Raw genomic sequence first — 24,723 nt, 5'->3', positions numbered from 1 at the left:
TTGACTTATCGTAGGGCGGAGAGCGAAGGACTCTAGCCGCTAGGGCACTGGAGCTGGACAATTCTCAAAGTCAATATTATTACTAAATTAACAGGAATGGTGGGTCAGGTATGAAGAATGTAGTCATTGTGGATGGTGTTCGGACAGCTATCGGCAGGATGGGCGGAACACTAAAGGATGTAGAAGCGGACTTTTTATCAGAAAAAGTGATGCGTGAAGCATTAAAGAGAAGTAACATTAGTGGCGCAGAAATCGATGAAGTGGTTTGGGGGCATGCAAAGCAAAGTTCAGATGTGCCTAACTTGGCGCGGCTGGCGGCACTTCGGGCCGAACTGCCAATAGAGGTACCCGGCTATACAGTCCACCGTCAATGCGGTTCCGGTCTGCAGGCCATTAATAATGCAGCACAGCAGATCATGTGCGGGCTTTCTGACATTGTACTTGCAGGCGGTGCTGAGAGTATGAGCACTGCACCTTATTATTTAAGAAAGGCAAGGTATGGATACGGCGCCGGGAACGCTGAAATTGTCGACCCGAATACTGAAAGCCAACCAAGGGCGCAGCCTATTGAAGTGTACGGAAATTTAACAATGGGCTTAACAGCTGAAAATCTTGCAGAAAAATACAACATCAGCCGTGAAGAACAAGATGAATTTGCCTTTGATAGCCAGAAAAAAGCGGCAGATGCGATTGCTTCAGGGAAATTCAAAGATGAAATTATTCCATACGAGATAAAAGTAAGAAAAGAGAAAATCCTTTTTGATACGGATGAACACCCTCGTTTAACAAGTCTTGACAAGCTGGCGGCTCTAAAGGCTGTTTTCAAACAGGGTGGAACGGTTACAGCTGGAAATGCAAGCGGAAGAAATGATGGTGCGGCTGCCCTTGTGATCATGTCTGAAGAAGAAGCCTTGCAACGAGAAATCACACCTCGTCTTCGTATAGTCTCACAAGCTACTGTTGGGGTAGCACCTGAAATCATGGGTATTGGACCGGTATCCGCTACATTGAAAGCCCTTAAGCAAGCCAGATTAACATTGGAAGATATCGATTTAATTGAACTGAACGAGGCATTTGCCGCTCAAGCGCTAGCCTGTATCAAAGAATTAAACCTCGATCGAAAAAAAGTGAATGTTAATGGCGGTGCAATCGCATTAGGGCATCCAATTGGGGGAACTGGTGCAATTTTAACGGTAAAATTAATGAATGAGATGGAACGCCGCGGTGCCCGTTATGGTTTAATCACCGCCTGTATTGGCGGCGGTCAAGGAATTGCTACAATTGTTGAAAACCTAAGGGTATAGATGTTCTGGAGGGAAAAGGTATGAGCAAACCACGAATATTACAAATCTTTCCGATGTATCATCCGGAAGGGGAAAAGGTTCTTCGCGCGGGGGCTGAAGTCATTCAGACAGACCGCTGCGATATCCCACATTTATGTGAAGCCGTAAAAGGCATGGATGGGATCGTGCTAAGGGCTCCTGCCAAAATAACGAGAGAAGTCATTGACGCGAATCCCGGGTTAAAAGTAATCTCCGGGGCTGGGGTCGGCCTTGATAATATAGATGTTGCCTATGCGACGGAAAAAGGAATCCCTGTTCTTCATGCACCATCGGTCAACAAGGTGTCTACTGCTGAACATGCTGTCACGCTCATTATGGCGCTTGGTAAATCCTTGATTTCCTTTCATGAAAATATGAAAAATGGAAACTATGATTCCCGCGTTACTATTGCTAGCAACGAGTTAAAGGGAAAAAAGGTGGGGTTAATCGGGTTTGGGAATATTGCCCAAGAGGTGGCAAAACGACTGAAGCTTGGCTTAGAAATGGACGTGACCGCATGGGTCAGGGAGTATAAACAGGAAAAACATCAAATCGCCCATGAAATTGGGGTTCATATTAACACAAATATGGAAGAGGTATTTCGTGAATCCGACTTTATCTCGCTCCATATTCCATTAAACGACCAAACGAGATATTCTATTAATCAGAAGTTTTTCTCGATCATGAAGCCATCTGCGTATTTAATCAATACGGCCCGTGGCGCGGTCGTAAATCAAGAGGACTTATATAAGGCGTTGAAAGAGGGACTGATTGCGGGGGCAGGGCTAGATGTATTCGATCCAGAACCGCCTGCAAAAGATCTTCCACTTTTATCATTGCCGAACGTAATTGTAACACCACATGTCGGCGGAACGACTGTGGAATGTAATTATATTATGTCAACAACTGTTTCGGAAAATATCATCAAAGTCCTGGAAGGAAAATTACCGGATCATATTGGCAATCCAGAAGTGTTAAAATCGAAAATATTAGAATAGGAGTACAACCATGGAAAAATACTCTATAGCCTTACTACCCGGCGACGGAATTGGCGTTGATGTCGTTCGTGAAGGGAGAAAAGTATTAGAAACAATTAGCAATATTCACGGCGGATATTCTTTTTCATTTACCGAATTTGACTGGAGCTGTGAATATTATGCAAAACATGGAAAAATGATGCCGGACGATGGATTGGAAATCTTGAAAAATTTCGATTCTATCTTCCTTGGAGCAGTCGGTTATCCTGGTGTTCCTGACCATGTGTCGCTATGGGGTTTGCTATTACCGATTAGAAGACAATTTGAACAATATATTAATTTACGTCCTGTTAAACTATTAAAGGGTATTCAGTCCCCTCTAGCAGGCAAAACTTCTAAGGATCTCGACTTTATAGTGATTCGCGAAAATAATGAAGGCGAGTATTCTAGTATCGGTGGTCGGATGTATGAAGGAACCGATATGGATATGGCCATCCAGAATAGTGTTTTTACTCGAAAAGGAGTAGAAAGAGTCCTAAGGTACGCCTTTAATGTTGCCCAGAAGCAGGGAAAGAGAGGGCATGTAACAGCCGCAACAAAATCAAATGGGATTAATCACACCATGCCGTTTTGGGATGAATATGTGGAGAAAATCAGCCATGAATATCCCGGAATTTCCCATGATACGGTTCATATCGATGCACTTGCTGCTTTTTTTGTCAGCAAGCCGGAGACGATGGATGTTGTGGTTGCATCAAACCTGTTTGGTGATATTTTAACGGATCTTGGGGCGGCCATTGTTGGCGGGCTCGGCATAGCACCTTCAGCTAATATAAATCCGGAAAAGAAGTATCCATCCATGTTCGAGCCAGTCCATGGCTCGGCACCAGATATTGCCGGAAAGGGGATTGCCAATCCGTTGGCCTCGATTTGGTGTACAAGTATGATGCTTGACCATTTAGGACAACCGGAATCGGCCAAAGCAATAATAGATGCAATGGAGGATGTCTTGCAGGAGAAGGAGGTTCTCACACCAGACCTTGGCGGTCATTCAACGACGGAGCAGGTTGGGGATTACATTTGCGAAAAACTAAGGGCTCGTTTGGGTTAAAATAAATAAAAGCGGCATTCTTGCCGCTTTTATTAGATTTGATCTATGTTGAGATCGTTTCGATAGGTTCATTATGATCTGCTGTTTTTAAGGGTTTATCCTTAAAGCCGGATTTTTTAATGGCAAAGTATAAAAGTAGACAATGCTCAAAGTTAGTAATATCCAAGGATGTCAGCTCGCTAATTTTTTCCAGCCGGTAAACCAAGGAATTCCGATGGAGAAATAAGATTCTTGCTGTTTCACTTATATTCATATTGCAACGGCAATAAGTCATGAAGGTGCTAGCTAGTGTATTGAAGTTATAGTGGCCAAAAAACTTACCCATTTTTTCCGATAGACGCTCCGTAATGTACGGGGTCAATTCATCTCCAATTACCTCTAGGATAATATTCCAATCATTGTAATAGTAGATTTCAGGGGTAATGGTTGTTTTTTTTCCGGCTGTTAATGCTTTTAGTGAATCCTCATAAGACCCTTTAATCCCTTTAATCCCATCCTTTACACTTCCCATAGCAATTCTGATGGTAAAATGATATTTAGTACGTAAATATTGAATGGTCCTGTCAATATTATGCTTTATTCTATTGATATATTGGTCAAGTGGCTCAGCGGTGTCCACTGTTTTGATTAATATAAATTGATCAAGTGTTAATAGGGAGAGTAAGTCTTCCTTATTATCGATTAAATAATAGCGGAAAATATCGATTATATTGTTCTGTAAAAATTGCCAGGAATATTTGTCAGGAATTTGATGTTGTCCTTCGGAAAATTGGTCTGACAACAGATCCATTTCAATTAGAAGGCAGACACGGTTAACATTACTATCGAGGTTATAGCCGAGCATTTTTCCATACCTAATAATTTGTCCAGGATCATCCAGCTTTTCCGAATTTAACAGGTAATGAAGTAAATTATCAAGCGTTTTTGATTCAAGATTCCTCATTTCTTTTTTCAAATACTCATGGCACATCAATTCCACATGGCTCTTGACGAGCTGAGCATACTTTTTCACCTCTAGCGGATTCCCAACAATACCAAGAACACCGACGGGCTCATTATTCATCATTATTGGTGTCGCTATTCCAGGTAAAACATTCTCAACATCCTTTACATCCTCAATTTCATAGCAAATCGTTTCTTTCCTTTTTAATACTTCTATCGAGGCTTTATGAAAGCTGCCTAAACGGTTTACATCATTTGATCCTATAATATACCCTTTTTCATCCGTAATGCTTATTGGGTACCCGATAATTTTGGTCGTATTTTCAACAATAGCTTGGGAAATATCCTCTAAAAAGACCAAATGTCTACACCCCTTTGCAATATAAATCTGCTAATTATATAACTTCTCTAAAAGGTAGTAAAAATCCTTGTGGAAATTGACTATTAAAATAATTCAAAATACTAATTTTACTGTTAAAAATGCACATAGCTTCCTATAAGTAAAATTAGTACATTAGTAATATAGGAATAGTTACTAGAAGGGTGGGGTACCAATGGCAAATAAGGCAGATATTATCATTATCGGTGGAGGGATTATCGGCTCCAGTATTGCTTACCATTTACTACATGATGGGTTTAGTGGAAGAATTATTATTTTTGAAAAAGACGGACTTTATGAATTTGCTTCAACTCCAAGGAGTGCCGGTGGATTTAGGCAACTTTACACAACTGTTATCAATATGCAGTTAAGTAAATATAGTCTGCAAATTTACAAGGACTTCTCAAAAGCAATGGCGATTGATGGTGAAGAGGTCGAAATCGACTTTAAGCAAAGGGGCTATCTGTTCCTCGCAATGGATGAAATGATGCCGAATTTTGAAAGGCATTTAAAGCTGCAAAATGAAAACGGTATCAATTCCCAGCTGTTGCAAAAGAATGATCTTTTAAACATTATTCCCGAATTGAATATCGAAGACATCGCCGGTGGACTATTTTGCGCAGAAAGTGGCTATTTGGATCCCTATTCGGTTATGCAAGGATATATTAAGAATGCCAAAAAATTAGGTGCAGAATATGTTTATGATGAAGTTGACTGCCTGCTTACCAACCAAGATCAAATTAAGGGCGTAAGAATGGCTGATGGCCAAGAATATTTTGCTCCAATTGTCGTTAACTGTGCCGGTGCGTGGGCATCGATATTGAGTGAGAAAGCCGGCCTGCCGCTCCCTGTTGTTCCACTTCCGAGACAAATCTTCCAATTTGATATTGAAAAACCATTGCAAAAGTATCTTCCATTAACGATGGATCCCACGGGGGTTTATTTCCGCCATGAAGGAGAGAAGTTCATCTCGGGTTACGCGGAGGAAATTGCGCCAGGAATTAACTTTAAATGGCGGAGGTCGGCATTTATTGAAAATATTTGGCCAGTCCTTGCCAACCGGATTCAAAACTTTGAAAATGCAAAAATTGAACGCGGCTGGACAGGCCTGTATGATTTTAACACGGAAGATCATAATGCCATATTAGGGGAATATCCAACCATGAAGGGGTACTTTGTGGCATTTGGATTCAGTGGACATGGAATGCAGCAGGCACCTGCAGTAGGGAAGTGTCTCTCCGAGCTCATCCGTACCGGCAAATATGAAACGCTTGATTTAACACCCCTAAGGGTAGAACGTTTTGCCGAAAAACAATTAATTGTCGAAGATGCCATTTACTAAAATAAGGAAACAATATGTTCGGAGGGCGTGAAAAGTCTTCCGAACATACTGTTTTTAAAAGGGGATGAGGGGCATTGTCAGCAAAGTCGAATAGTGCTATCGAATATAATTATATCCACCCGGAAAAAAAGGAAAAGATGGTTATACAGAAAAAAGGACAATATGTCACTGGATATTCAGTTGGGATTCTTTATTTAGACGCCTGCTGGTATCCTGTCATTCCCGGGAATGTGGCTAACCTGGAAACATACAACTTTCCCGTTCGATTAAAAGTCGTACCGGATTGCCGGACAGAACAGCTTCTAGATGGGGATCCTTCCTTGTTGAAGACTATTATTCAAGCCGCCAAAGAGCTTGAGGCAGAAGGGGCTAGGGCTATTTGCGGAGCTTGTGGTTTTTTTGGGAATTTCCAGGATAAGGTCGCTGAGGCTGTTGATATTCCCGTATACCTGTCAAGCATGGTTCAGGTTCCTTGGATCCATACTGGCCTAAAACCAGGGAAAAAGATTGGTGTCTTAACTGCCTATGCGGATGGCCTTAGTGATGGCCTATATAAAAGCTGCGGTATTACTGATCCAAGTCAAATGGCCATTGCTGATTTAAGCCGGGAACCTGAATTTTCAGCCATCATTGAAAATAGGGGAACATTTGATAATGAAATGGTTCGACAGGAGGTTGTGGAGGCAGCAGTCAGACTGAAGAGAGAAAACCCCGATCTTGGAGCGATCCTATTGGAGTGCAGCGATATGCCACCGTATGCAGTCGATGTTCAAAGGGCAGTAAAGCTGCCAGTATACGATTTTATTACCATGATTAACTGGGTTCATCACGCGACAAGTCAAAAGCCGTATTATGGGTTGTTCTAAATTTTAATTTGAGGAACGAATTATCGTAAAAAAGACACATCCGATCATCTAACAAACTAAAATTTTTAAAAAGAAAAAACCCGCTTATATAGCGGGTTCTGCTTTCAATTCCTCGTAACACTGGATTGCGGTATAAAGAAGCATACAATGTTCAAAGCTGCTTGTTTGAAGGGAGGTAATTTCACTGATCTTTTCAAGTCTGTAAATAATGGTGTTCCGATGGATATACATGTTTCTTGATGCTTCACTTAAATTCATATTATATTTACAGAATCCAATAAAAGTTGATGCCAATATTTCGTAGTTGTCTTGTTGGATTAAAGGAGCAATGAGCTTCAATAGTTTATTTTGATAATTGGAAGTCAGTTCCTTTGGCAGCAGCCTGAATAGCGTTTCGCGTTCATTATAAAGATGGATGTGAGTTTCTGGGTCAAATCGCATCCCGATGTTCATTGCTTTAACTGCGTTATGATAGGATTCTGTTATACCGCTCAGACTAGAACTGACATCACCGGCTGCAATGCAGGCTGTAAGGCGGTATTTACTCTCAAGGAAGTTATTAATTTTCTGAAGCTTTTCATTCAAGCTTTCAATTAAAACCGTAAATGAACGTGGATAGGGGAGAGATTTGATCACAATAAATCTTTCAAGACTCAAAAATGAAATGAAATCATCTTTATTCTCTTGAAAAATTAACTGTAAAAAACTTAAAACCTCCCGTTGAAAATATTGTAAAGGAAAGCTTCCAAATAAATCGTCGGTTGTTTTTTTTGCTGATAGTGTTTCGGAAAAATTTTTAATATCAATTAACAGGCAGACGCGATTCGTATGTAGGTCAAATTCAAGTAACTTTGCGGATTGTAGAATTTGACCATTCCGATCATCCTCATTTTCAGTGTAATGGATTATTTGGTGAACAAACATCTCCACCATTTTTTCCTTTAACTCCACCATTTCCTTGCGGAAGGCCTCCTGGCACATCATTTCGACTTGATTTTTAACAAGTTGAACATAGTTTTCGACCTCTCTTGGTTCCCCGACGATACCAAGCACCCCAATGACATTATTATTAAATTTTAGAGGGGCGGAGACTCCAGGAAGGATTCTTTTTTCGATTTCACTTTTGCAATCGACGATGACATTTTTCTTGATCACTTCAAGTGATGGCTGATGGAAAATGCCTATCCGGCTTTTATCAGTAGAGCCAATGATAATACCTTCATTGTCTGTAATGCTAATGGGATATTTTATTATTTCACTTGTTTTTTCAATGATATCTTGGGCTATATGCTCAAGAATTTTCATTTTCATCTGCCCCTTCCCTTAATGATTCTATCTAAGGAAACTATTAGTTTAAGAATATCTCTTTCAGGTACCATTGTAGCGATTTTTAGTAAGTTGTACAATGATTCTGAAAAATTACTATTTGTTACAACTTAAATACTGTGAATTTTAAACAAAATAGTAAAGGAAATAACAAAAACATATGGGAATAATGAACAAAATGAATAGGAAATTCACGTGATAGGCTAAAAGTTTGCAGCATTTTAGTGAAAAAAAACAAAAATTGATTAGACTGTATCTATTTTTTTGTATAAAGTAAACATATGATTCAGAAAATTAATAATTTACAATTATCTCAACCCGAGAAAAGTTTATTTATTGTTAATTTAGGAATATAAAGGAGGTTTATCATTTGAAAAACGAGGAAGTAAGAGTAAGTGAAAACCTAAGTGAAGCCCATACTCTACCATCTTGGCTATATACAACGCCTGAGGTGCTAGAGGTTGAAAAAAAAGAAATTTTTTGTAAAACTTGGCAGTACGTTGGACATATTAGTCAGTTTAATAAGCCGGGTGATTTCATTACGACGGAAGTAGCTGATCGTCCAATTATCATTAGCCGCGGACAGGATGGGGAAATTCGTGCCTTTTATAATGTTTGTACCCACCGGGCTGCAAAATTAGTAGAAGGAGAAGGAAACAAGTCTGTATTTACATGTCCGTATCATGCATGGACGTTTCGTACCGATGGCTCCCTTTTAAGAGCACCCAATATGGGGGGCTGCGACCATTTTGACAATCAAGACTTCTGTTTGAAAACTATTCAATTAGAAATCATTCAATCTTTTATCTTTGTGAATTTAGACCCTGATGCTCCTTCGATGGCCATTCAATTTCCTGATTTATTTCAACATGTCGAAAAATATGATTTAAGCAAGTTAAAAAGAATTCGTGTAAAAGAAACCATCTGCCACTCCAATTGGAAGGTAGGTATAGACAATTATCTGGAATGCGATCATTGTTCAATTGTGCATAAAACGCTAGTTTCAACACTTGATATGAAACAATATGAAATGTCCATGTATGATTACTACTCCTATCAGGGGACACCTCTTAAAGGAATGACAAGTGATTTTGGTTTGGGGCAAGGGGGCAGATATTACTGGCTTTATCCAAATACATGGTTCTCCTTTGATCCGGGCCCTGCGAACCTATCAATCCATCAGTCTATTCCGATTGATCATAAAACAACAAAATATGTATATACAACATTCTTCATGACAGATGAAATGACAAAGGAAGAGGAAGCATTACTATCCATAGATGATTTAGTCAGGAAAGAGGATCTCGATATTTGTGAGGTTGTTCAAAAAGGTTTAGAAACGAAGGCTTATAAACAAGGTAGATTCTCGCTCACGGAAAATTTAGTTCATCAATTTCATTTACTCTTGCAACAAGATTTAGAACACGTTCTGCCGCTGCCCAAGAAAGACCCATCCGCTGCTTTATAAGAGATAGAATTAATCTATCTCTATAGAGTTCCACTTTAGGTGTAAGCGCTTTCCGGTGGAATTATATATTGAAGGAAAGATAGGTGAAGTGAATGTCAGTACAACAGGAAAGCCAGCACAAATTAAAACGAACAATGAAAAGCAGACACTTGTTTATGATGTCTTTAGGGGGAATCATAGGAACTGGGCTATTCTTAGGTTCCGGTTATGCCATTGGTGAGGCAGGTCCAGCCGGGGCAATATTAGCGTATCTGGTTGGCGGATTACTCATGTATTTAGCCATGGTCTGTTTAGGAGAATTGTCGGTTGTGATGCCGGTCTCCGGTTCGTTCCAAGCCCATGCAACTAAGTTTATCGGTCCGGCTACAGGGTTTGTTGTCGGCTGGATTTATTGGTTGAGCTGGGCATTATACGTAGGACTTGAATTTGTAGCAGCAGGGCTGCTCATGAAAAGATGGTTTCCTGATGTTCCTACCTGGATCTGGTGTGCTATTTTCGTTATTTTACTATTTTCAATTAATTCACTTACAACCAAGGCTTTTGCCGAAACAGAGTACTGGTTTGCTGGAATTAAAGTATTTGCTGTCATTCTGTTTATCATTGTCGGACTCGGGGCGGTGTTCGGAGTCATTAGTCTTGAAAGTGAACCAACCCCATATTTAGGCAATTTTGTCGGTGATGGATTGTTCCCTGCCGGTATGGTGGGTGTATTCATTTCAATGATGACGGTGATCTATGCTTTCCAGGGGTCAGAAATCATGGGTGTAGCAGCAGGTGAAACAGAAGAACCGGAAAAAAATATTCCTAAAGCGATTAGAACCATTGTTTTCCGAATTCTAATCTTCTATGTTTTAGCGATTTTTGTCCTATCTGCACTAGTTCCTTATAAAAAGGCTGGCGTCCTAGAAAGTCCGTTTGTTACTGTTTTTGATATGGTAGGGATTCCATTTGCAGCGGATATCATGAATTTTGTTATTTTGACAGCCATCCTTTCCGTTGGTAATACAGGATTATTTGCCTGTACACGTATTTTATTTTCACTTTCCGAAACAGGGATGGCACCTAAGTTATTTGGAAAGGTGAACAAGCGGGGTGTGCCTCAAAACGCTTTATTAATCACTTTAGGTTTTGCCTTGATTTCCCTCCTGACGAGTGTTGTAGCTGAAGATACATTATTTGTCGTCTTACTCGCCATTAGCGGGATTGGCGGAACCCTGACATGGCTGGCAATTGCCGTTGCCCAAATCGGTTTCCGGAGGCAATACATTAAAAATGGCGGCAAGGTTGAGGATCTTAAATACAAAGTTCCCCTCTATCCATTTGTGCCGATTCTTTGTATCGTGATGTGTTTATGTATCTTTGCCTTTACTGCTTTTGATGAAACGCAGCGGACATCACTCTATTGGGGTTTTGGCTTTATAGTCGCATGTTACTTATATTATTATTTTAAATTTAAGCGCAAAAATGTAACGCTTCCATTGGAAACGCCTTCACCAAAGGTTGAAGCGGAAGAGGCCTAGAAATATATTCCGTTACTGCTAGATACAGGTATTGATAAAATGGGGGGAAGATCATGAGTATTTCAAAGAATTATGACGTCATCATTGTTGGAGCCGGTTTTTCAGGATTAACCGCTGCAAGAGAACTTCGGCTCTTAGGTCACAATGTCTTAATTTTAGAAGCACGTGACCGGCTTGGCGGGCGTACCTGGCTGGATCATCGTCTAGGTTCTGAACTTGAAATGGGCGGCACCTATGTCCATTGGCATCAGCCGCATGTTTGGACAGAGATTACGCGATATGGATTAGAGCTCACTTCAGGTCCAAGTTCGGAAAAGGTATATTGGATTGCGGAGGATAAGACCCATTCAGCACCAGTTACCGAATTTAAAGATAAACTTAGAGCGACTGTTGAAAAATTAATGAGTCAAAGCAATAAGCACATGCCGTTACCTTATCAGCCTTTAAATGCTGATAGTTTTAGAGAATTGGATGGAGTAACGGCTGATCAATTTATTAAAGATTTTGGCTTAACAAAGGAAGAATATGATATCTTACACGGCTGGATTGCTTCTGACTACTGCGGTGATCCGGATCAGGGGGCGGTGACGCAAATCTTCCGCTGGTGGGCCTTCTCACAAGGGAACTGGGATACCCATAGTGCGATGGTCTCTAGCTTCCGAATAAAAAAGGGCACTAAAGCATTAATAGAGGCAATTGCTACCGATGCAGCAGCAGATATATATCTTTCAACTGTTGTGAAGAGAATAGAACACAACGATAATTCTGTAAAGGTCATTGCCGAGGACGGTAATACCTTCATAGGAAATGCTGTTATTGTAACTGTACCGCTAACCACGCTGCAGGGGATTGAATTTAATCCAGCCTTATCTTTAGAAAAACAAGCTTCCTCCAAAGAAGGCCAAACCTCAAAAGGGGTGAAGGTTTGGGCACGAGTTAAAGGCAAAGTGGAACCTTTTGATGCGTTGGCTCCTGGCTGGTATCCATTAAATTCTGTTCATTTGGATCGTTACTTCGAAGGAGACAGCATTGTCGTCGGATTTGGCCCAAGTGCCGAGATGTTGAACCCTGAGGATAGAGTTGGAGTTGAAAAAGCATTAAGACACTGGATTCCAGATCTACAAGTAATCGAAAGCACCGGTCATGACTGGGTGAATGATGAATTTTCAAAGGAAACATGGCCCATGCTGAAGCCCAATCAGTTAACCGCTTATCATCAAGAATGGAATACACCTGAAAATGCTGTCTTTTTAGCAGGGACTACCTATGCAAATGGATGGGCTGGCTTTATTGACGGAGCTATCGAAAATGGGCTAACTGTAAGCAGAAAAGTTCATAAGTTTCTTACGGTGGAAGTCAATTTTAAACGGCCGATTTCAACCCATAAAGGGTAAATGAATTCATTCTTTGAAGTGTTCTCGAAAAGGGAACGCTTTTTTTCGTTCAAAGATAATGGCAAATGCTGGTAAGTGGGGGAAAATACTATTTAGAATATTTATAATTTTCTGTTGACAGCTGGTATGGGCTGCGATATAGTAACATTATCCAGTCAGCCGGTGGACCTACCAGTTGATAGAATGTAAATGAAAGCGGATACAAGAGAGGAGGCTTTGATGAAGTGTAACGGTGGAAAAGCTGTTATCCTATTGGTTAGATTATATCAAACAGTCGGATAATGGTTCTTGGTCTAGGTACTAGATTCTCACAAATCACAACACAGGAATATACTCTTTTAACAGACACTGCCAATCTCATACATGTAGATATAAGCCCCGACGAAATTGGCAAAGTTCATACTCCTTCCTTAGCAATTGCTGCAGATATAAACGAATTTCTTAAACATTTGTTACCCAACATCGAAGCGAACAACAATCCAACCAGAATACAATTGGTAAGTACATTGCATGAACAATACATAGAGTACTCTACCCCCAAACAAGATTAACTTGAAACGGCGGTTTTTAAAAAAATTGATTGGAGATAAATGGATGCGTTTAAAAGATAAAGTCTCGATTATTACTGGAGGAAGTCAAGGAATTGGGGAAGCGATTGCCAGGAAGGCAGGTGAACATGGAGCCAAGGTGGTGATTGCTGATATTAATGAAGAAACTGGGGAAAAGGCACTTGATTGTCTAAAATCAGACGGAATCGACGCCGTGTTTGTGAAGGCGGATGTAAGCAGAGAACAGGACGTCATCCATTTAATGGACCAAGCCATTCAGCAGTTTGGCGGGATCGATGTTTTGGTCAATAACGCTGCTGCGACGATGCGAAAATCTGTTGTTGAAACAACGCTTGAGGAATGGAATAGGGTTATGAATGTAAATTTAACCGGTACCTTCCTTTGTTCAAAATACGCCATCCCCGAGATAGAAAAACGTGGAGGCGGTGCGATTGTGAATATTGCTTCCTGGCATGCCTATCGTACGATTACGCGCCTGGCTGCTTATGCCGCATCGAAAGGCGGGATGACCGCATTAACGAGGCAAATGGCACTAGATTGCGGAAAAATGAATATTCGCGTAAACGCTGTTTGCCCAAGTACAGTGGATACGCCAATGTTATATGAAACATTTAAAAACCTTCCTGACCCGGACGAGGCCTTTCAAGAAACGCTAAAATTCCAGCCTCTCGGACGAATAAGTACCGGGGAGGACATTGCAAACGCCTGTCTGTTTCTCATGTCAGACGAGGCGAGTTATATTAGCGGCCATTCGTTAATGGTTGACGGCGCTGCCTTCGTCAAGCTTGCACGCCCTCTCATGTTTGATTAATCAGTTTTTTATTGAATAGAAATGCCCCTTAGAGAACTCATACCTCCAAAATTAGCAGGGAAGGGAGGTTTTCCTTCAACAAATGAAATTTTGCAAGCAGCAGTTTTAAAAAAACAATTACAATCAGAAAAGGGGAATCGATGGATGGGAAAAAATTTTAAGTTTCCACTATTTGTAGTGGCCATGTTGATGCTGTCATTATTTTTGAGCGCTTGTAATGCAAAGACTGAGGGGGAAAGCAGTTCTAAGGGTGACGCAAAAGGCGGGGATAGTGACGTCATCAAAATTGGTGTGATGGCTCCAACCACTGGTGCAAGTGCAGCAGAGGGAAAGGATATGGTAAATGGTGCAGAATTGGCTGAGAAACATATCAATGATGCGGGTGGAATTGATGGAAAGAAATTAAAATTAGTGATCCAAGATGATGCCTGTGACCCTCAGCAAGCGGTTACTGCTGCTAATAAGCTGATTCAAGAAAAAGTAAGCATAGTGGTCGGCACATATTGCTCATCGGCTGCTCTTCCGGCAAGCGGAACGTTTAATAAAGCGGGAATGCCTGCCATCCTGGTTGGGGCAAACTCTCCTCAACTGCCACAACAAGGATATAACAACCTTTTCCTCATTAATAGTATGGTTTTTGATCAAGGTAAAGAGGTTGCTGAATACTTCAAGAAGAAGGATATTAAAAAAATTGCCCTCGTGCATGATAACTCTGATTACGCGCGGGATCTTGCCGACATCACGAAGGAACTTCATGAGAAAAATGGCGGTAAGGTTGTGGCGTTTGAAGCCATTAATCCGGAAGAAAAAGACTTTGGCGCATTAGCAACAAAGCTAAAAACACTTAATCCTGATGCTACTTATTTTACTGGCTTTTATAATTCAGGCGGATTATTGGTCAAGCAATTTAAACAAAAAGGGGTATCCGGTTTATTCGTGGCCGGTGATGGAAATCCGGCCGAACCTTTCATGGACATTGCCGGTAAGGAAAATGCAGAAGGCGTCATTTTCTCACAAACCGTAACTCTTCAATATGTTGATACACCTGAAGCAAAGGCATTCCTTGAAGAATACAAGAGTACTTACAAATCGAATCCGTTAACGTTTGGTCACCTACAATACGATGGCATCCGTCTGGCTGCAGATGTCATCAAACGCGCCAAGAGTGCAACCGATCATAAAGCGATTATCCAGGCGATTAAAGACACGAAAGATTTCCCTGCCTTTGGTGAGACCTATAGCTTCAAGGAAGATGGAACAAAAGATAATGGTAAATATATATTAATTAAAATCAAGGATGGCAGCATTGTCCTTGAGGATAAGTAGGCGAATGGAATTGGGCAGTCCCCTTTGTTGCAAGTAATGGCCAAGGGGGCTGGTTTTATAGATTAATAGGAAAGTGGTGAAAGGAATGGATATCATTATCCAAACAATAGGAGACGGTCTTGTTCTAGGCGCTTTTTATAGTTTAATCGCGCTCGGCTATACAATGGTTTACGGCATCATCCGGCTGTTAAATTTTGCCCACGGAGATTTTTATATGTTTGGAGCCTTTTTGGGATATACGGGTTTATCCTTTTTGACGGGCGGTTCCATCGGTTCAAGCTTGCTAGGAATTGGAGTCGTTTTTTTCATCACAATCGTAGTGGTTGGTTTGGTTGGAATGGGTGTTGAACGCGTCGCCTACCGCCCTTTGTTGAATGCTCCGCGCTTGTCTCTTTTGATTACGGCCCTTGGGGTTGGACTCGCCCTAGAATATGGCTCCATGGTTGCCTGGGGTCCAAATTACGTCAGTTATCCTGTTAAACTGCCAACAACAGGGTTTACTCTTTTAGGCGCCAATCTTACTTATTCACAAATCATTTTAGTTTTGGTCGCAGCGGCTCTGATGTTCGCGCTGCAAAAATTTATTCATGGCACCGCAATTGGTAAGGCCATGCGTGCCATCTCCATGGATCAAACAGCTACTAGTTTAATGGGGGTTAATATTTACCGCGTAATAGCAATTACCTTTTTCATTGGTACTGCTTTAGCAGCATCAGCAGGCATTATGTCGGCTGTTTATTATGGAACGATCAACTTCATGATGGGATTTATTATGGGTCTGAAGGCGTTTACTGCAGCAGTATTGGGTGGAATCGGCAATATTAAAGGGGCAATGCTTGGTGGATTTATGCTTGGCATATTAGAAACATTTGGAACCATGTTTATGGGTGGCGCCTGGAAGGACGTATTGGCGTTTAGCATCCTCATCTTATTCTTAATTTTTAAACCTACTGGAATTTTAGGCAAACAAGTGACGGAAAGGATGTAACGGATGAAAAAAATTTCAAAAAAGTCTATCGTAATCGTCCTATTCCTTTTGGCTCTTGTGTTTCCATTTTTATCAGATAATTATTGGTTAGATGTCGGTATCCTGGCCTTAATATATATTATTCTAGCGCAAGGTCTTAATATTGTTGCAGGGTATGCGGGTTTACTTGATTTAGGCTATGCTGCATTTTTTGCCATCGGTGCCTATACAACCGGAATATTGATGACCGCATTTGATTGGCCGTTTTTATTGACATTACCTGTTGCTGCGTGTCTATCTGCGGTCTGTGGTGTCCTAATTGGAGCCCCAACGCTCAGGCTCCGTAGTGACTACTTAGCGGTCGTCACATTGGGATTTGGTGAAATTATCCGAATTACAGCGACAAATTTAAAAATTACGGGAACTGCAACCGGGATTTTTGGAATTCCAAATCCGAATTTCGGTGGGTTTATTTTATCGGAACCAAGCCATTTTTATTATTTGATCCTAGTACTTGCTGTGTTAACCATCTTTGTTACCACTCGGTTGGGAAAATCACGGGTCGGTAGGGCATGGACTTATATTCGTGAGGATGAAGATGCTGCCGAGGCAATGGGAGTAGACCGTGTAAAAATGAAGCTTCTCGCGTTTACGACCGGCGCGATTATTGGTGGTTTAGCGGGTTCCTTCTTTGCAGTGAAGATGGGCGCTGTGTCCCCTAATAGTTTTAAAGTCTTGCAATCTATCATGATTCTGTTAGCGGTTGTTCTAGGTGGAATCGGTAGTGTGACGGGTGTAACGATTGGCGCGATCATCGTCATTATGCTTCCGGAATTCCTAAGAGATGTTTCAGATTGGCGGTACTTGATATTCGGTATCGTGATGATTGTCATGATGTTATTCCGTCCGCAGGGGATTTGGCCAGCTAAGCATGAGGCAGAACCTGATATTGATGATGGAACGGAAAGTCCGCCCCTACCTATACAGATGAAAAAGGAATTAGATATCGAAGGGAATCCTTAAATTGTAGATTGAAAAGAGGTGTCATAATGGCGAAATTACAAGTAGAAAATTTAACACTTCAGTTTGGCGGCCTCGTCGCCGTGAATGATTTATCCTTTACCATTGATTCTAGTTCAATCGTAAGTGTGATTGGACCAAACGGTGCGGGGAAAACGTCAGTTTTTAACATGATTACAGGATTCTATCGTCCGACTAAGGGAGCCATTTCTTTAGATGGAGAGAGTTTAAATAATCAAAAACCCAGTAAGATCACCAAACTGGGGCTGGCTCGAACGTTTCAGAACCTGCGCTTATTTCCCGATCTCTCGGTGCTAGATAATGTGAAGTCTGGAATGCACTGCCGTTCAAAACAGCTGCTTTTAGGAGCGATTCTCAAAACAAAGTCCCAAAAGGAAGAAGAAGCACATATTGAACAGGTGGCGTTTGAGTGTATCGATTTCGTCGGAATTCGGAAATATGCCAACCGTGCTGCTAAAAATTTGCCTTACGGGGTGCAGCGTTATTTAGAGATTGCTAGGGCTTTGGCTACGAACCCTAAATTTCTTTTACTAGATGAACCGGCTGCTGGTCTCAATCATGAGGAGAAAGAACAATTAATCGATTTAATTTTACGCATACGTGATAAATATAAATTATCGATTTTAATCATTGACCATGATATGGGCTTAATTAAAAAAATCTCGGAAAAAGTTATCGTAATTGACTATGGTCAAAAAATTGCAGAGGGGACACCGGAAGAGGTCTTGCGAAATCCGAAGGTGATCGAGGCGTATCTTGGAAAGGATGAGGATGCAAGTTGAGCGCATTATTAAAACTGGATCAAATTCATTCGTATTATGGAAAAATTCATGCCTTAAAAGGTATCTCATTAGAGGTCAATCAGGGTGAAATTGTTGCACTTTTAGGCAGTAATGGTGCCGGAAAAAGTACAACTTTAAAGACTATAAGCGGATTAGTTGTCCCAAAAAGCGGAACACTTGAGTTCGAAGGGAAAAGCATTGTCGGGGAGTTTCCCCACAAGATTGTCGAGTCAGGTATTGTTCACGTTCCGGAAGGCCGGAGGATTTTTGGTGGCCTGACAGTACTCGAAAACCTGGAGATTGGCGGGTATACGAAACGGAAGGATAAAAAATTTATTCAGGAGGGAATTACGCGTGCGTTTGATTTGTTCCCGCGCCTGAAAGAGCGCCAAGTGCAATTAGCTGGTACATTGAGCGGCGGTGAGCAGCAAATGTTAGCCATTAGCAGAGGCCTAATGGCTGAGCCAAAGCTACTAATGCTAGATGAACCGTCAATGGGACTTGCACCAATCATTGTCGAAGGGATTATGAGAATTATTCGCGAAATTAATAAACAAGGAATGACCATTTTGCTCATTGAACAAAACGCCAAGGCTGCGTTGAAGCTTGCAAGCAGGGGCTACATTATTGAAACCGGCGAGATTGTCATGCAGGACAGCGCAGATATATTACGAGATGATGATAAAATTGTAAAGGCCTACCTGGGAGCTTAGTTTCCGCGGGGCGATCACAAAAAAACTTAAGACCGAGACTCTTAGGGATAAATATAATTTTTCAAGGAGGTGTGAAGGTGGATTTAAAACCAATCCAAAAAAAGCGGGTGTATCAAGAAATTATTGAACAAATTAAAGACTCCATTCGGAGCGGAGGATTAAAACCTGGGGATAAGCTTCCTTCAGAAAGAGAATTGGCCGACCGGCTTACTGTTTCCCGAAATGCCGTAAGAGAAGCCGTAAGTGTGATGGAATCAGCTGGGCTGGTAGAAATTTTACAAGGTATCGGCATTTTTCTTAAGGAAGATAACCACGATATTCTCACGACTCGAATGGATGAGCTGCTGAATCAGCAAGGTTTAAACCTTGTAGAACTACTTGAGGTACGGGAAGTGCTTGAGGGGCAGGGTGCCTACTTGGCCGCCAGCCGACGGACAGCCTCCGAATTGAAAGCAATAAAAATTGCCTATGAAAAAATGAAGAGTGCCTATGCTCTGAATCAAATAGCCGCTGTAGAGGACTATGAATTCCATATAGCGGTCGTCACAGCCGCACAAAATACAACTCTCCTCGATACGGTGAAGCTTTTTTCAGATACTTTTTTACTAGGAGTGCAACATTTGCGAAGCAGAAGTATTAAGGACGGTAGGAGCCAAACTGTATTATCGGAACACTTTGAAATTTACCAAGCCATTGAACAGCAGGATACGGAAAGGGCTGAAAAGGCCATGCGGACTCACATTGTCAATGCGAAAAATAGATACTTGTTAGATTCCAAGGTACCTAGTATTTGAGTATGGAGGCTGAAGGAATGAAATTTATCGATTTAAATTGTGACATGGGTGAAAGTTTTGGTGCCTATAAATTAGGGATGGATGAAGAAGTTATTAAATTTATCACTTCCGCTAACATAGCCTGTGGTTTTCACGCAGGCGATCCAAATGTGATGGATCAAACAGTAGCTATGGCATAAGAATTTGGGGTAGGTGTAGGGGTTCACATGGGGTATCCGGATCTTCATGGGTTTGGCCGAAGGGACATGGATATCAGTAAGAGAGATTTAGGTAACTATATTATCTAACAAATTGGTGCGCTATAGGCATTTTGCCGGAAACATAAGGTTGACATTCAGCATGTTAAGTCACATGGAAGCATGGGGAGCATGTCATATGTAAATCGTAATGTTGCAGAATCTGTGGTAGAGGCGGTATCCCTTGTCCTCCCGGAGGCGAAATTGTTTGTGATTGAAGGGACAGAAGTCCACAAGGCAGCCGTTGAAAAAGTTCAGCACAAATTTTATTCCTACACGGTAAAAAATGCATTCGGAGCCTTTTACTCAATAAGGAATTTGTATAAAAAATTTCGTTAAACCAGGAGGGAATCAATGTTAATACTAAGTAGCAGCGACCTACAAAATATGTTAAATATGTCTGAGGTGATCGAAGCAGTTTCCACAGGGTTGGAGGAGTATTCGGCGTCACGGACAAACACGCCATTACGAACGATTCTTCCCGTAACCAAATCCGGCGGAAATGCCATTTTTATGCCTGCGAGCGCCGAGGAAGTCGGCTGTTTGGGAATGAAATATGTAAGTACATTTCCAAATAATCGAAAAATAGGCAAAAAGGTCATTAATGGGGTTGTTTTATTCATGGATATTGAAACTGGAGAACCGGTGGCGTTATTAGAAGCCTCTTATTTAACTGTGATGAGAACCGGGGCATTATCAGGTGCGGCTACAAAGTATTTGGCACGGCCGGATTCTAAGGTACTAAGTATGATTGGGACTGGGGAACAAGCATTGGGACAATTGCAGGCTATTTTGGCGGTACGGGATATTGAAAAGGTGCAAATAAATAATCGCAGTAAACAGAAAGCGTTAGAGTTTGCCGCCCATATTGAAAGATTATTTCCAGTTTCTGTTTCTGTATATGAAAACGCCGACGAAGCGATTGATGGTGCCGATATTATTGTCACTTCCACAAGTTCAAACACGCCAGTTTTTACTAGTGGGGCGGCGCCAGGAGTACATATTAATGCCATCGGTTCCTACCAACCCACGATGCGCGAGCTACCAACGTGTGTGATTTCACAGGCGCAAAAAATAGTAGTGGAATCAAGAGACGCCACTGTCAAGGAGGCAGGAGATTTACAAATTCCCATCCAAGAAGGGAAATTTAGCGCGGATCGGATTCATGCCGAATTAGGTGAGATTATTAGCAACCGGGCAGCAGGAAGGGAAAACGAGAGCGAGGTTACGATATTTAAATCTGTTGGCTTTGCCGCAGCCGATATTGTTGTTGCCAAATATTTTTACGAGAAGGCCCTTAAAGAAGGAATTGGGCAGCACGTAGAGCTGGGTTCCGCCTGGAGTTTAGATACGATAGAAGCCTAGTATGGGTGAAACAGGAAATAATTGGAGTATTCTTATTCGAATCTGTGACGGGTGAAGATAGTGGTTCACCCGCTATTTTTTTAAAAAAAATCACATGGAGTGATAAAAATGGATGTTAAAGCCATCATTCAGACCATTCAATCCATTATCCCCGAGCAGCGTATTTTGACGCAATTGGCTGACCGATATTCATATAGTTTTGACGCTTCCTTTGGGGAATATTTGCCTGATCTTGTTATCCAGCCTCAAACCAAAGAAGAAATTTCCTCGATTTTAAAACTAGCAAATGAACACAGAATCCCCATCTATCCAAGGGGCGCAGCTACTTCTTTAAGCGGGGGTCCACTTCCTGTAGAAGGCGGGATTGTTCTGGATATGTCGCAATTTCCAAAGAAACTGATCATAGATCAGGAAAATTTACTTGCCATTGTTTCGCCAAGTGTCATCACGGGGGATATTCACAAACTAGCGGAGGAAGGTGACTTATTTTATCCACCTGATCCCAGCAGTTCCCATGTTTCAACCATTGGGGGTAACTTGCTTGAGAATTCCAGTGGACCTAAAGGATTGAAATATGGGACGACTAAGGAATATGTGATTGGTTTAGAAGTTGTTACACCAACGGGAGAAATAATCCGAACTGGTGGAAAGACGGTGAAAAATGTCACCGGATATGACTTAACAAGATTAATAGTGGGCTCTGAAGGTACGCTGGGGATTGTGACCGAGGCCGTTTTGCGTCTCATCCCTAAACCACAGGCCAGAAAAACCCTATTAGCTTCATTTGGTAGATTAATTGATTCGGGGCATGCAATCACCAACATTTTATCCTCCGGCATTTTACCGAGTGCAATGGAATTAATGGATCATGCCTGCATTCAGGCGGTAGAGAATTATACGAAAAGCGGCCTCCCTCTTGATGCCGAAGCTATTGTGATCATTGAAGTGGATGGGCATGCAGCGGCAATTGAAGATGAAATCAAAAAATGCGCCGAGATTTGCAGGAAGGAAAATGCCTCCGATATACTCGTTGCTGAGGATGATACCGAAAGAGATAAAATTTGGCATGCGCGAAAAATGGTTTCTCCGGCGATTGCCAAAATGGGGCCAACAAAAATTTCCGAGGATGCGACCGTGCCTCGCAGCCAAATTCCGAAAATGATTGAGCGGCTCCATGCCATTCGTGAAAAATATCAGTTAAATCTCGTTGTCTTCGGCCATGCCGGTGATGGAAATCTTCATCCGAATATCATTACGGATAAACGTAATATCGAGGAAATGAAACGAGCCGAAGCGGCAATCAGTGAGATTTTTGAAGCAGCGGTTGAACTGGGCGGAACGTTGTCTGGAGAACATGGAATTGGCTTGTTAAAGGCTCCTTATATGGAGATGGAATTGGGGAAAGAAGGGCTCCGCTTTATGAAACTTATTAAAGAGGCATGGGACCCAAACCATATTCTGAATCCGGGAAAAATTTTTCCCAAACCTGAGCAAACAAGGGTGGTATTAATCTAGATGGAGAAACTCCTTTCTAATATCCAAGAAGATAATAAGTATGCCACCAAGTTATATGATTTATCATACGAGGCCGCGAATATGTGTATTCAGTGCGGCTATTGTCTTCCTGTTTGCCCAACTTTTCAAACGATGGGGAAAGAATCCCACTCGCCTAGAGGTAGAATCAATCTTGTTAAGGTCGCGGCAGAGGGAAAAATCGATGTGCGGACGGATTTGGCAACCTCGATTGATTTATGCCTCGGCTGCCGTGCGTGTGAAGTCGTCTGCCCGGTAAATGTCCCTTATGGAAAAATTTATGAATCTGCCAAAGAGGTGATGGCAATTCAGCAATTAGATGAACGGATTGCGAGTGGTAAGAAGGGGTACCCAATCCAAAATGTGGTTCTTCGTCATCTTTTTCCTCATAAAAAGCGGCTCAGGCTGGTAGGAAATGCAATTTGGCTTTATCAAAAAACGCAGATAAATAAACTAGTTCAGAAAATGGAAGTAATGAATAAACTTTCCGAGCCGATGGGACAATTCGAAAAAAAACTTCCCAAAATTGAATCACCTCTAAAAAGATATAAATTTGGGAAGATCTATCCGGCGAAAGGCACGAAAAAAATGAAGGTTGCCTTTTTCCCAGGATGTATAATGGATGCAGTTATGTCGAGGACGAATCGGTTGACGATTGAATTGCTTCAATATGTCGGATGCGAGGTAGTTATCCCAAAACAGCAAAATTGCTGCGGGGCTTTGCACGCACATCAGGGAATGATGAATGAAGCTAGAGAATTGGCCCGCGCTAATATCGAGTCATTCGAAGCAACCGGTGCAGTTTATTTTATTAATAATGCAGGCGGCTGCGGCGCGATGCTTCGTGAATATAATGAGTTATACAAGGATGATGCAGAAATGCTAAAAAGAGCAAGCACATTTGTTATGAGGTCACGCGATATTTCAGAGGTTCTCGTTGAACTAGGGCCTTTGCCTTTTAAAAAAGAGGTGAATAAAATGGTTACCTACCAAGATTCGTGCCATTTACGTAATGTTCAAGGTGTTAGGAGTGAACCTAGAGAGCTTCTTCGTTCAATCCCCGGCATCAACTTTGTCGAAATGCAAGGGGGCGGTGATTGCTGTGGTTCAGGCGGCATCTACAATCTCCTTCATTTTGATGAATCTATGGAAATATTAGATCATAAGATGAAAAATGTAACTGAGACGAAGGCGAAAGTAATCGTAACCTCCAACCCTGGGTGCCTGTTACAAATGAAAATGGGTGTAGAAAGAAGTCATTTAGCGAAAGACACAGATGTTTTGCATCTTGTTGAAATATTGGCTGAAGCATGTGCCATTCAATAGTGGTCAATGAAAGAAAAGCCATCCGGTTGCTTTTTAATAATTTTATGGAAGTTATTAACAAATCAAGCTGGTCTAATGTATAAGGGGTTTCATTATTTATTGGAAAGGGATTTAATACTATGAACTCGTTTAGAAAAGATCAAAATATTCACCACTCCCTCTTACCTGCGTTTATTGTGCAAGACCGTATGAACGTGCCTACGAACGCGATGTGAAAATAATTGGCGCAACCGCTCATTTTGTGACGAGCGATTTAGACGAAGGCCCATTATCGAACAGGACATTGCTCGAGTTGATCACCGTTCTGATGTCGGTACCCTTAAAAAAATAGGCCGTTCGATTGAACGAAGCGTATTGGCAAGGGCAGTAAAATGGCATATAGAAGACCGAATTATTGTCCATCAAAAAAAAAACGATCGTTTCTTAACGGAAGGGTACCTTCAGTCAGTCAATGAACCGTGCTTCCATTAACTGAACTAGCATATTTTTTTGTAAAACGGTAAATGAAACTGACCTACATTAACCGAATGAGCTTATTCTTTGGTAAAACGGTAAATGAAACGAGTTTCCATTAACCGAATGAGCATATTTTTTGCAAAACGGTAAATGAAAC

At 41.4% G+C, this 24,723-nt stretch carries 21 protein-coding genes and 2 pseudogenes; 21 read left to right on the top strand and 2 right to left on the bottom strand.

The window, feature by feature from the left end:
• Nucleotides 1–110 precede the first annotated feature (110 nt).
• Genes BABA_RS23210 through BABA_RS23200 form a run of 3 tightly spaced genes read left to right on the top strand, consistent with a single transcriptional unit; the run spans nt 111 to nt 3,410 of the window.
• Complete coding sequence (locus BABA_RS23210; protein WP_007087704.1) at nt 111–1,304, top strand: thiolase family protein; 1,194 nt, start codon at nt 111–113, stop codon at nt 1,302–1,304.
• 20 nt (nt 1,305–1,324) lie between these two features.
• A complete protein-coding gene (locus BABA_RS23205; RefSeq protein ID WP_007087703.1) occupies nt 1,325–2,320 on the top strand; it encodes a hydroxyacid dehydrogenase in 996 nt (331 codons plus the stop codon).
• Between the two features lie 10 nt (nt 2,321–2,330).
• On the top strand, nt 2,331–3,410 hold the full coding sequence (locus BABA_RS23200) for a tartrate dehydrogenase (protein WP_007087702.1): 1,080 nt from the start codon (nt 2,331–2,333) through the stop codon (nt 3,408–3,410).
• A gap of 43 nt (nt 3,411–3,453) precedes the next feature.
• Here BABA_RS23200 and BABA_RS23195 read toward each other — a convergent pair whose 3' ends face one another.
• Nucleotides 3,454–4,713, bottom strand: coding sequence for a CdaR family transcriptional regulator (locus tag BABA_RS23195; RefSeq protein WP_007087701.1), 1,260 nt, complete (start codon nt 4,711–4,713; stop codon nt 3,454–3,456).
• 193 nt (nt 4,714–4,906) lie between these two features.
• Between BABA_RS23195 and BABA_RS23190 the strand changes: the two genes are divergently transcribed.
• Together BABA_RS23190 and BABA_RS23185 are read left to right on the top strand one after the other, a co-directional pair.
• Nucleotides 4,907–6,073: an NAD(P)/FAD-dependent oxidoreductase gene (locus tag BABA_RS23190; RefSeq protein WP_007087700.1), complete on the top strand. Its 1,167-nt coding sequence runs from the start codon at nt 4,907–4,909 to the stop codon at nt 6,071–6,073.
• A 74-nt stretch (nt 6,074–6,147) separates the two neighbouring features.
• A complete protein-coding gene (locus BABA_RS23185; RefSeq protein ID WP_007087699.1) occupies nt 6,148–6,939 on the top strand; it encodes an aspartate/glutamate racemase family protein in 792 nt (263 codons plus the stop codon).
• Nucleotides 6,940–7,023: 84 nt separating this feature from the next.
• On the opposite strand, the gene BABA_RS23180 is transcribed toward BABA_RS23185, so the two are convergent.
• On the bottom strand, nt 7,024–8,250 hold the full coding sequence (locus tag BABA_RS23180) for a CdaR family transcriptional regulator (RefSeq protein ID WP_235749789.1): 1,227 nt from the start codon (nt 8,248–8,250) through the stop codon (nt 7,024–7,026).
• 385 nt (nt 8,251–8,635) lie between these two features.
• Here BABA_RS23180 and BABA_RS23175 point away from each other — a divergent pair, with 385 nt between their 5' ends.
• From BABA_RS23175 to BABA_RS28215, 16 genes and pseudogenes are all read left to right on the top strand, one after another.
• Nucleotides 8,636–9,733: an aromatic ring-hydroxylating oxygenase subunit alpha gene (locus BABA_RS23175; protein WP_007087697.1), complete on the top strand. Its 1,098-nt coding sequence runs from the start codon at nt 8,636–8,638 to the stop codon at nt 9,731–9,733.
• A gap of 92 nt (nt 9,734–9,825) precedes the next feature.
• Nucleotides 9,826–11,253 (top strand): amino acid permease, encoded by a 1,428-nt coding sequence (locus BABA_RS23170; RefSeq protein ID WP_007087696.1) that lies wholly within the window; start codon nt 9,826–9,828, stop codon nt 11,251–11,253.
• Nucleotides 11,254–11,306: 53 nt separating this feature from the next.
• The gene (locus tag BABA_RS23165) at nt 11,307–12,647 is read left to right on the top strand and encodes a flavin monoamine oxidase family protein (RefSeq protein ID WP_007087695.1); all 1,341 of its coding nucleotides are present in this window, start codon (nt 11,307–11,309) and stop codon (nt 12,645–12,647) included.
• A gap of 281 nt (nt 12,648–12,928) precedes the next feature.
• The gene (locus BABA_RS28555; RefSeq protein WP_007087694.1) at nt 12,929–13,198 is read left to right on the top strand and encodes a thiamine pyrophosphate protein; all 270 of its coding nucleotides are present in this window, start codon (nt 12,929–12,931) and stop codon (nt 13,196–13,198) included.
• 43 nt (nt 13,199–13,241) lie between these two features.
• Nucleotides 13,242–14,027: an SDR family NAD(P)-dependent oxidoreductase gene (locus BABA_RS23160; protein ID WP_007087693.1), complete on the top strand. Its 786-nt coding sequence runs from the start codon at nt 13,242–13,244 to the stop codon at nt 14,025–14,027.
• Between the two features lie 144 nt (nt 14,028–14,171).
• On the top strand, nt 14,172–15,353 hold the full coding sequence (locus BABA_RS23155; RefSeq protein WP_007087692.1) for a branched-chain amino acid ABC transporter substrate-binding protein: 1,182 nt from the start codon (nt 14,172–14,174) through the stop codon (nt 15,351–15,353).
• Nucleotides 15,354–15,438: 85 nt separating this feature from the next.
• Nucleotides 15,439–16,341: a branched-chain amino acid ABC transporter permease gene (locus tag BABA_RS23150; RefSeq protein ID WP_007087691.1), complete on the top strand. Its 903-nt coding sequence runs from the start codon at nt 15,439–15,441 to the stop codon at nt 16,339–16,341.
• Nucleotides 16,342–16,344: 3 nt separating this feature from the next.
• Nucleotides 16,345–17,343, top strand: coding sequence for a branched-chain amino acid ABC transporter permease (locus BABA_RS23145; protein WP_007087690.1), 999 nt, complete (start codon nt 16,345–16,347; stop codon nt 17,341–17,343).
• 26 nt (nt 17,344–17,369) lie between these two features.
• Nucleotides 17,370–18,143 carry an ABC transporter ATP-binding protein gene (locus tag BABA_RS23140; RefSeq protein WP_007087689.1) on the top strand — a complete coding sequence of 258 codons (774 nt, stop codon included), beginning with the start codon at nt 17,370–17,372 and terminating at the stop codon, nt 18,141–18,143.
• Nucleotides 18,140–18,856, top strand: coding sequence for an ABC transporter ATP-binding protein (locus BABA_RS23135; RefSeq protein ID WP_007087688.1), 717 nt, complete (start codon nt 18,140–18,142; stop codon nt 18,854–18,856). Before BABA_RS23140 ends, BABA_RS23135 begins: the two co-directional genes overlap by 4 nt.
• Before the next feature lie 77 nt (nt 18,857–18,933).
• Nucleotides 18,934–19,650, top strand: coding sequence for a FadR/GntR family transcriptional regulator (locus tag BABA_RS23130; protein WP_007087687.1), 717 nt, complete (start codon nt 18,934–18,936; stop codon nt 19,648–19,650).
• A 2-nt stretch (nt 19,651–19,652) separates the two neighbouring features.
• Nucleotides 19,653–20,225 (top strand): annotated as a pseudogene (locus tag BABA_RS27430) (LamB/YcsF family protein).
• Between the two features lie 15 nt (nt 20,226–20,240).
• Complete coding sequence (locus BABA_RS23120; RefSeq protein WP_007087684.1) at nt 20,241–21,251, top strand: ornithine cyclodeaminase family protein; 1,011 nt, start codon at nt 20,241–20,243, stop codon at nt 21,249–21,251.
• Nucleotides 21,252–21,359: 108 nt separating this feature from the next.
• Nucleotides 21,360–22,766 (top strand): FAD-binding oxidoreductase, encoded by a 1,407-nt coding sequence (locus BABA_RS23115; protein ID WP_007087683.1) that lies wholly within the window; start codon nt 21,360–21,362, stop codon nt 22,764–22,766.
• Nucleotides 22,767–24,110 (top strand): (Fe-S)-binding protein, encoded by a 1,344-nt coding sequence (locus BABA_RS23110; protein WP_007087682.1) that lies wholly within the window; start codon nt 22,767–22,769, stop codon nt 24,108–24,110.
• Nucleotides 24,111–24,253: 143 nt separating this feature from the next.
• Nucleotides 24,254–24,581: pseudogene (locus tag BABA_RS28215) on the top strand (formyltransferase family protein); the annotation flags it as partial.
• Nucleotides 24,582–24,723 lie beyond the last annotated feature (142 nt).

It is taken from the genome of Neobacillus bataviensis LMG 21833, assembly GCF_000307875.1.
Lineage (GTDB): Bacteria > Bacillota > Bacilli > Bacillales > Cytobacillaceae > Neobacillus > Neobacillus bataviensis.
This window is presented reverse-complemented; position numbering and strand designations above follow the sequence as displayed.

Coding starts and splice junctions, on each gene's coding strand:
- BABA_RS23140 (WP_007087689.1), top strand. CDS start 17,370: ATGGCGAAATTACAAGTAGAAAATTTAACACTTCAGTTTGGCGGCCTC.
- BABA_RS23155 (WP_007087692.1), top strand. CDS start 14,172: ATGGGAAAAAATTTTAAGTTTCCACTATTTGTAGTGGCCATGTTGATG.
- BABA_RS23205 (WP_007087703.1), top strand. CDS start 1,325: ATGAGCAAACCACGAATATTACAAATCTTTCCGATGTATCATCCGGAA.
- BABA_RS23110 (WP_007087682.1), top strand. CDS start 22,767: ATGGAGAAACTCCTTTCTAATATCCAAGAAGATAATAAGTATGCCACC.
- BABA_RS23210 (WP_007087704.1), top strand. CDS start 111: ATGAAGAATGTAGTCATTGTGGATGGTGTTCGGACAGCTATCGGCAGG.
- BABA_RS23200 (WP_007087702.1), top strand. CDS start 2,331: ATGGAAAAATACTCTATAGCCTTACTACCCGGCGACGGAATTGGCGTT.
- BABA_RS28555 (WP_007087694.1), top strand. CDS start 12,929: ATGGTTCTTGGTCTAGGTACTAGATTCTCACAAATCACAACACAGGAA.
- BABA_RS23180 (WP_235749789.1), bottom strand. CDS start 8,250: ATGAAAATGAAAATTCTTGAGCATATAGCCCAAGATATCATTGAAAAA.
- BABA_RS23160 (WP_007087693.1), top strand. CDS start 13,242: ATGCGTTTAAAAGATAAAGTCTCGATTATTACTGGAGGAAGTCAAGGA.
- BABA_RS23190 (WP_007087700.1), top strand. CDS start 4,907: ATGGCAAATAAGGCAGATATTATCATTATCGGTGGAGGGATTATCGGC.
- BABA_RS23170 (WP_007087696.1), top strand. CDS start 9,826: ATGTCAGTACAACAGGAAAGCCAGCACAAATTAAAACGAACAATGAAA.
- BABA_RS23165 (WP_007087695.1), top strand. CDS start 11,307: ATGAGTATTTCAAAGAATTATGACGTCATCATTGTTGGAGCCGGTTTT.
- BABA_RS23145 (WP_007087690.1), top strand. CDS start 16,345: ATGAAAAAAATTTCAAAAAAGTCTATCGTAATCGTCCTATTCCTTTTG.
- BABA_RS23115 (WP_007087683.1), top strand. CDS start 21,360: ATGGATGTTAAAGCCATCATTCAGACCATTCAATCCATTATCCCCGAG.
- BABA_RS23120 (WP_007087684.1), top strand. CDS start 20,241: ATGTTAATACTAAGTAGCAGCGACCTACAAAATATGTTAAATATGTCT.
- BABA_RS23150 (WP_007087691.1), top strand. CDS start 15,439: ATGGATATCATTATCCAAACAATAGGAGACGGTCTTGTTCTAGGCGCT.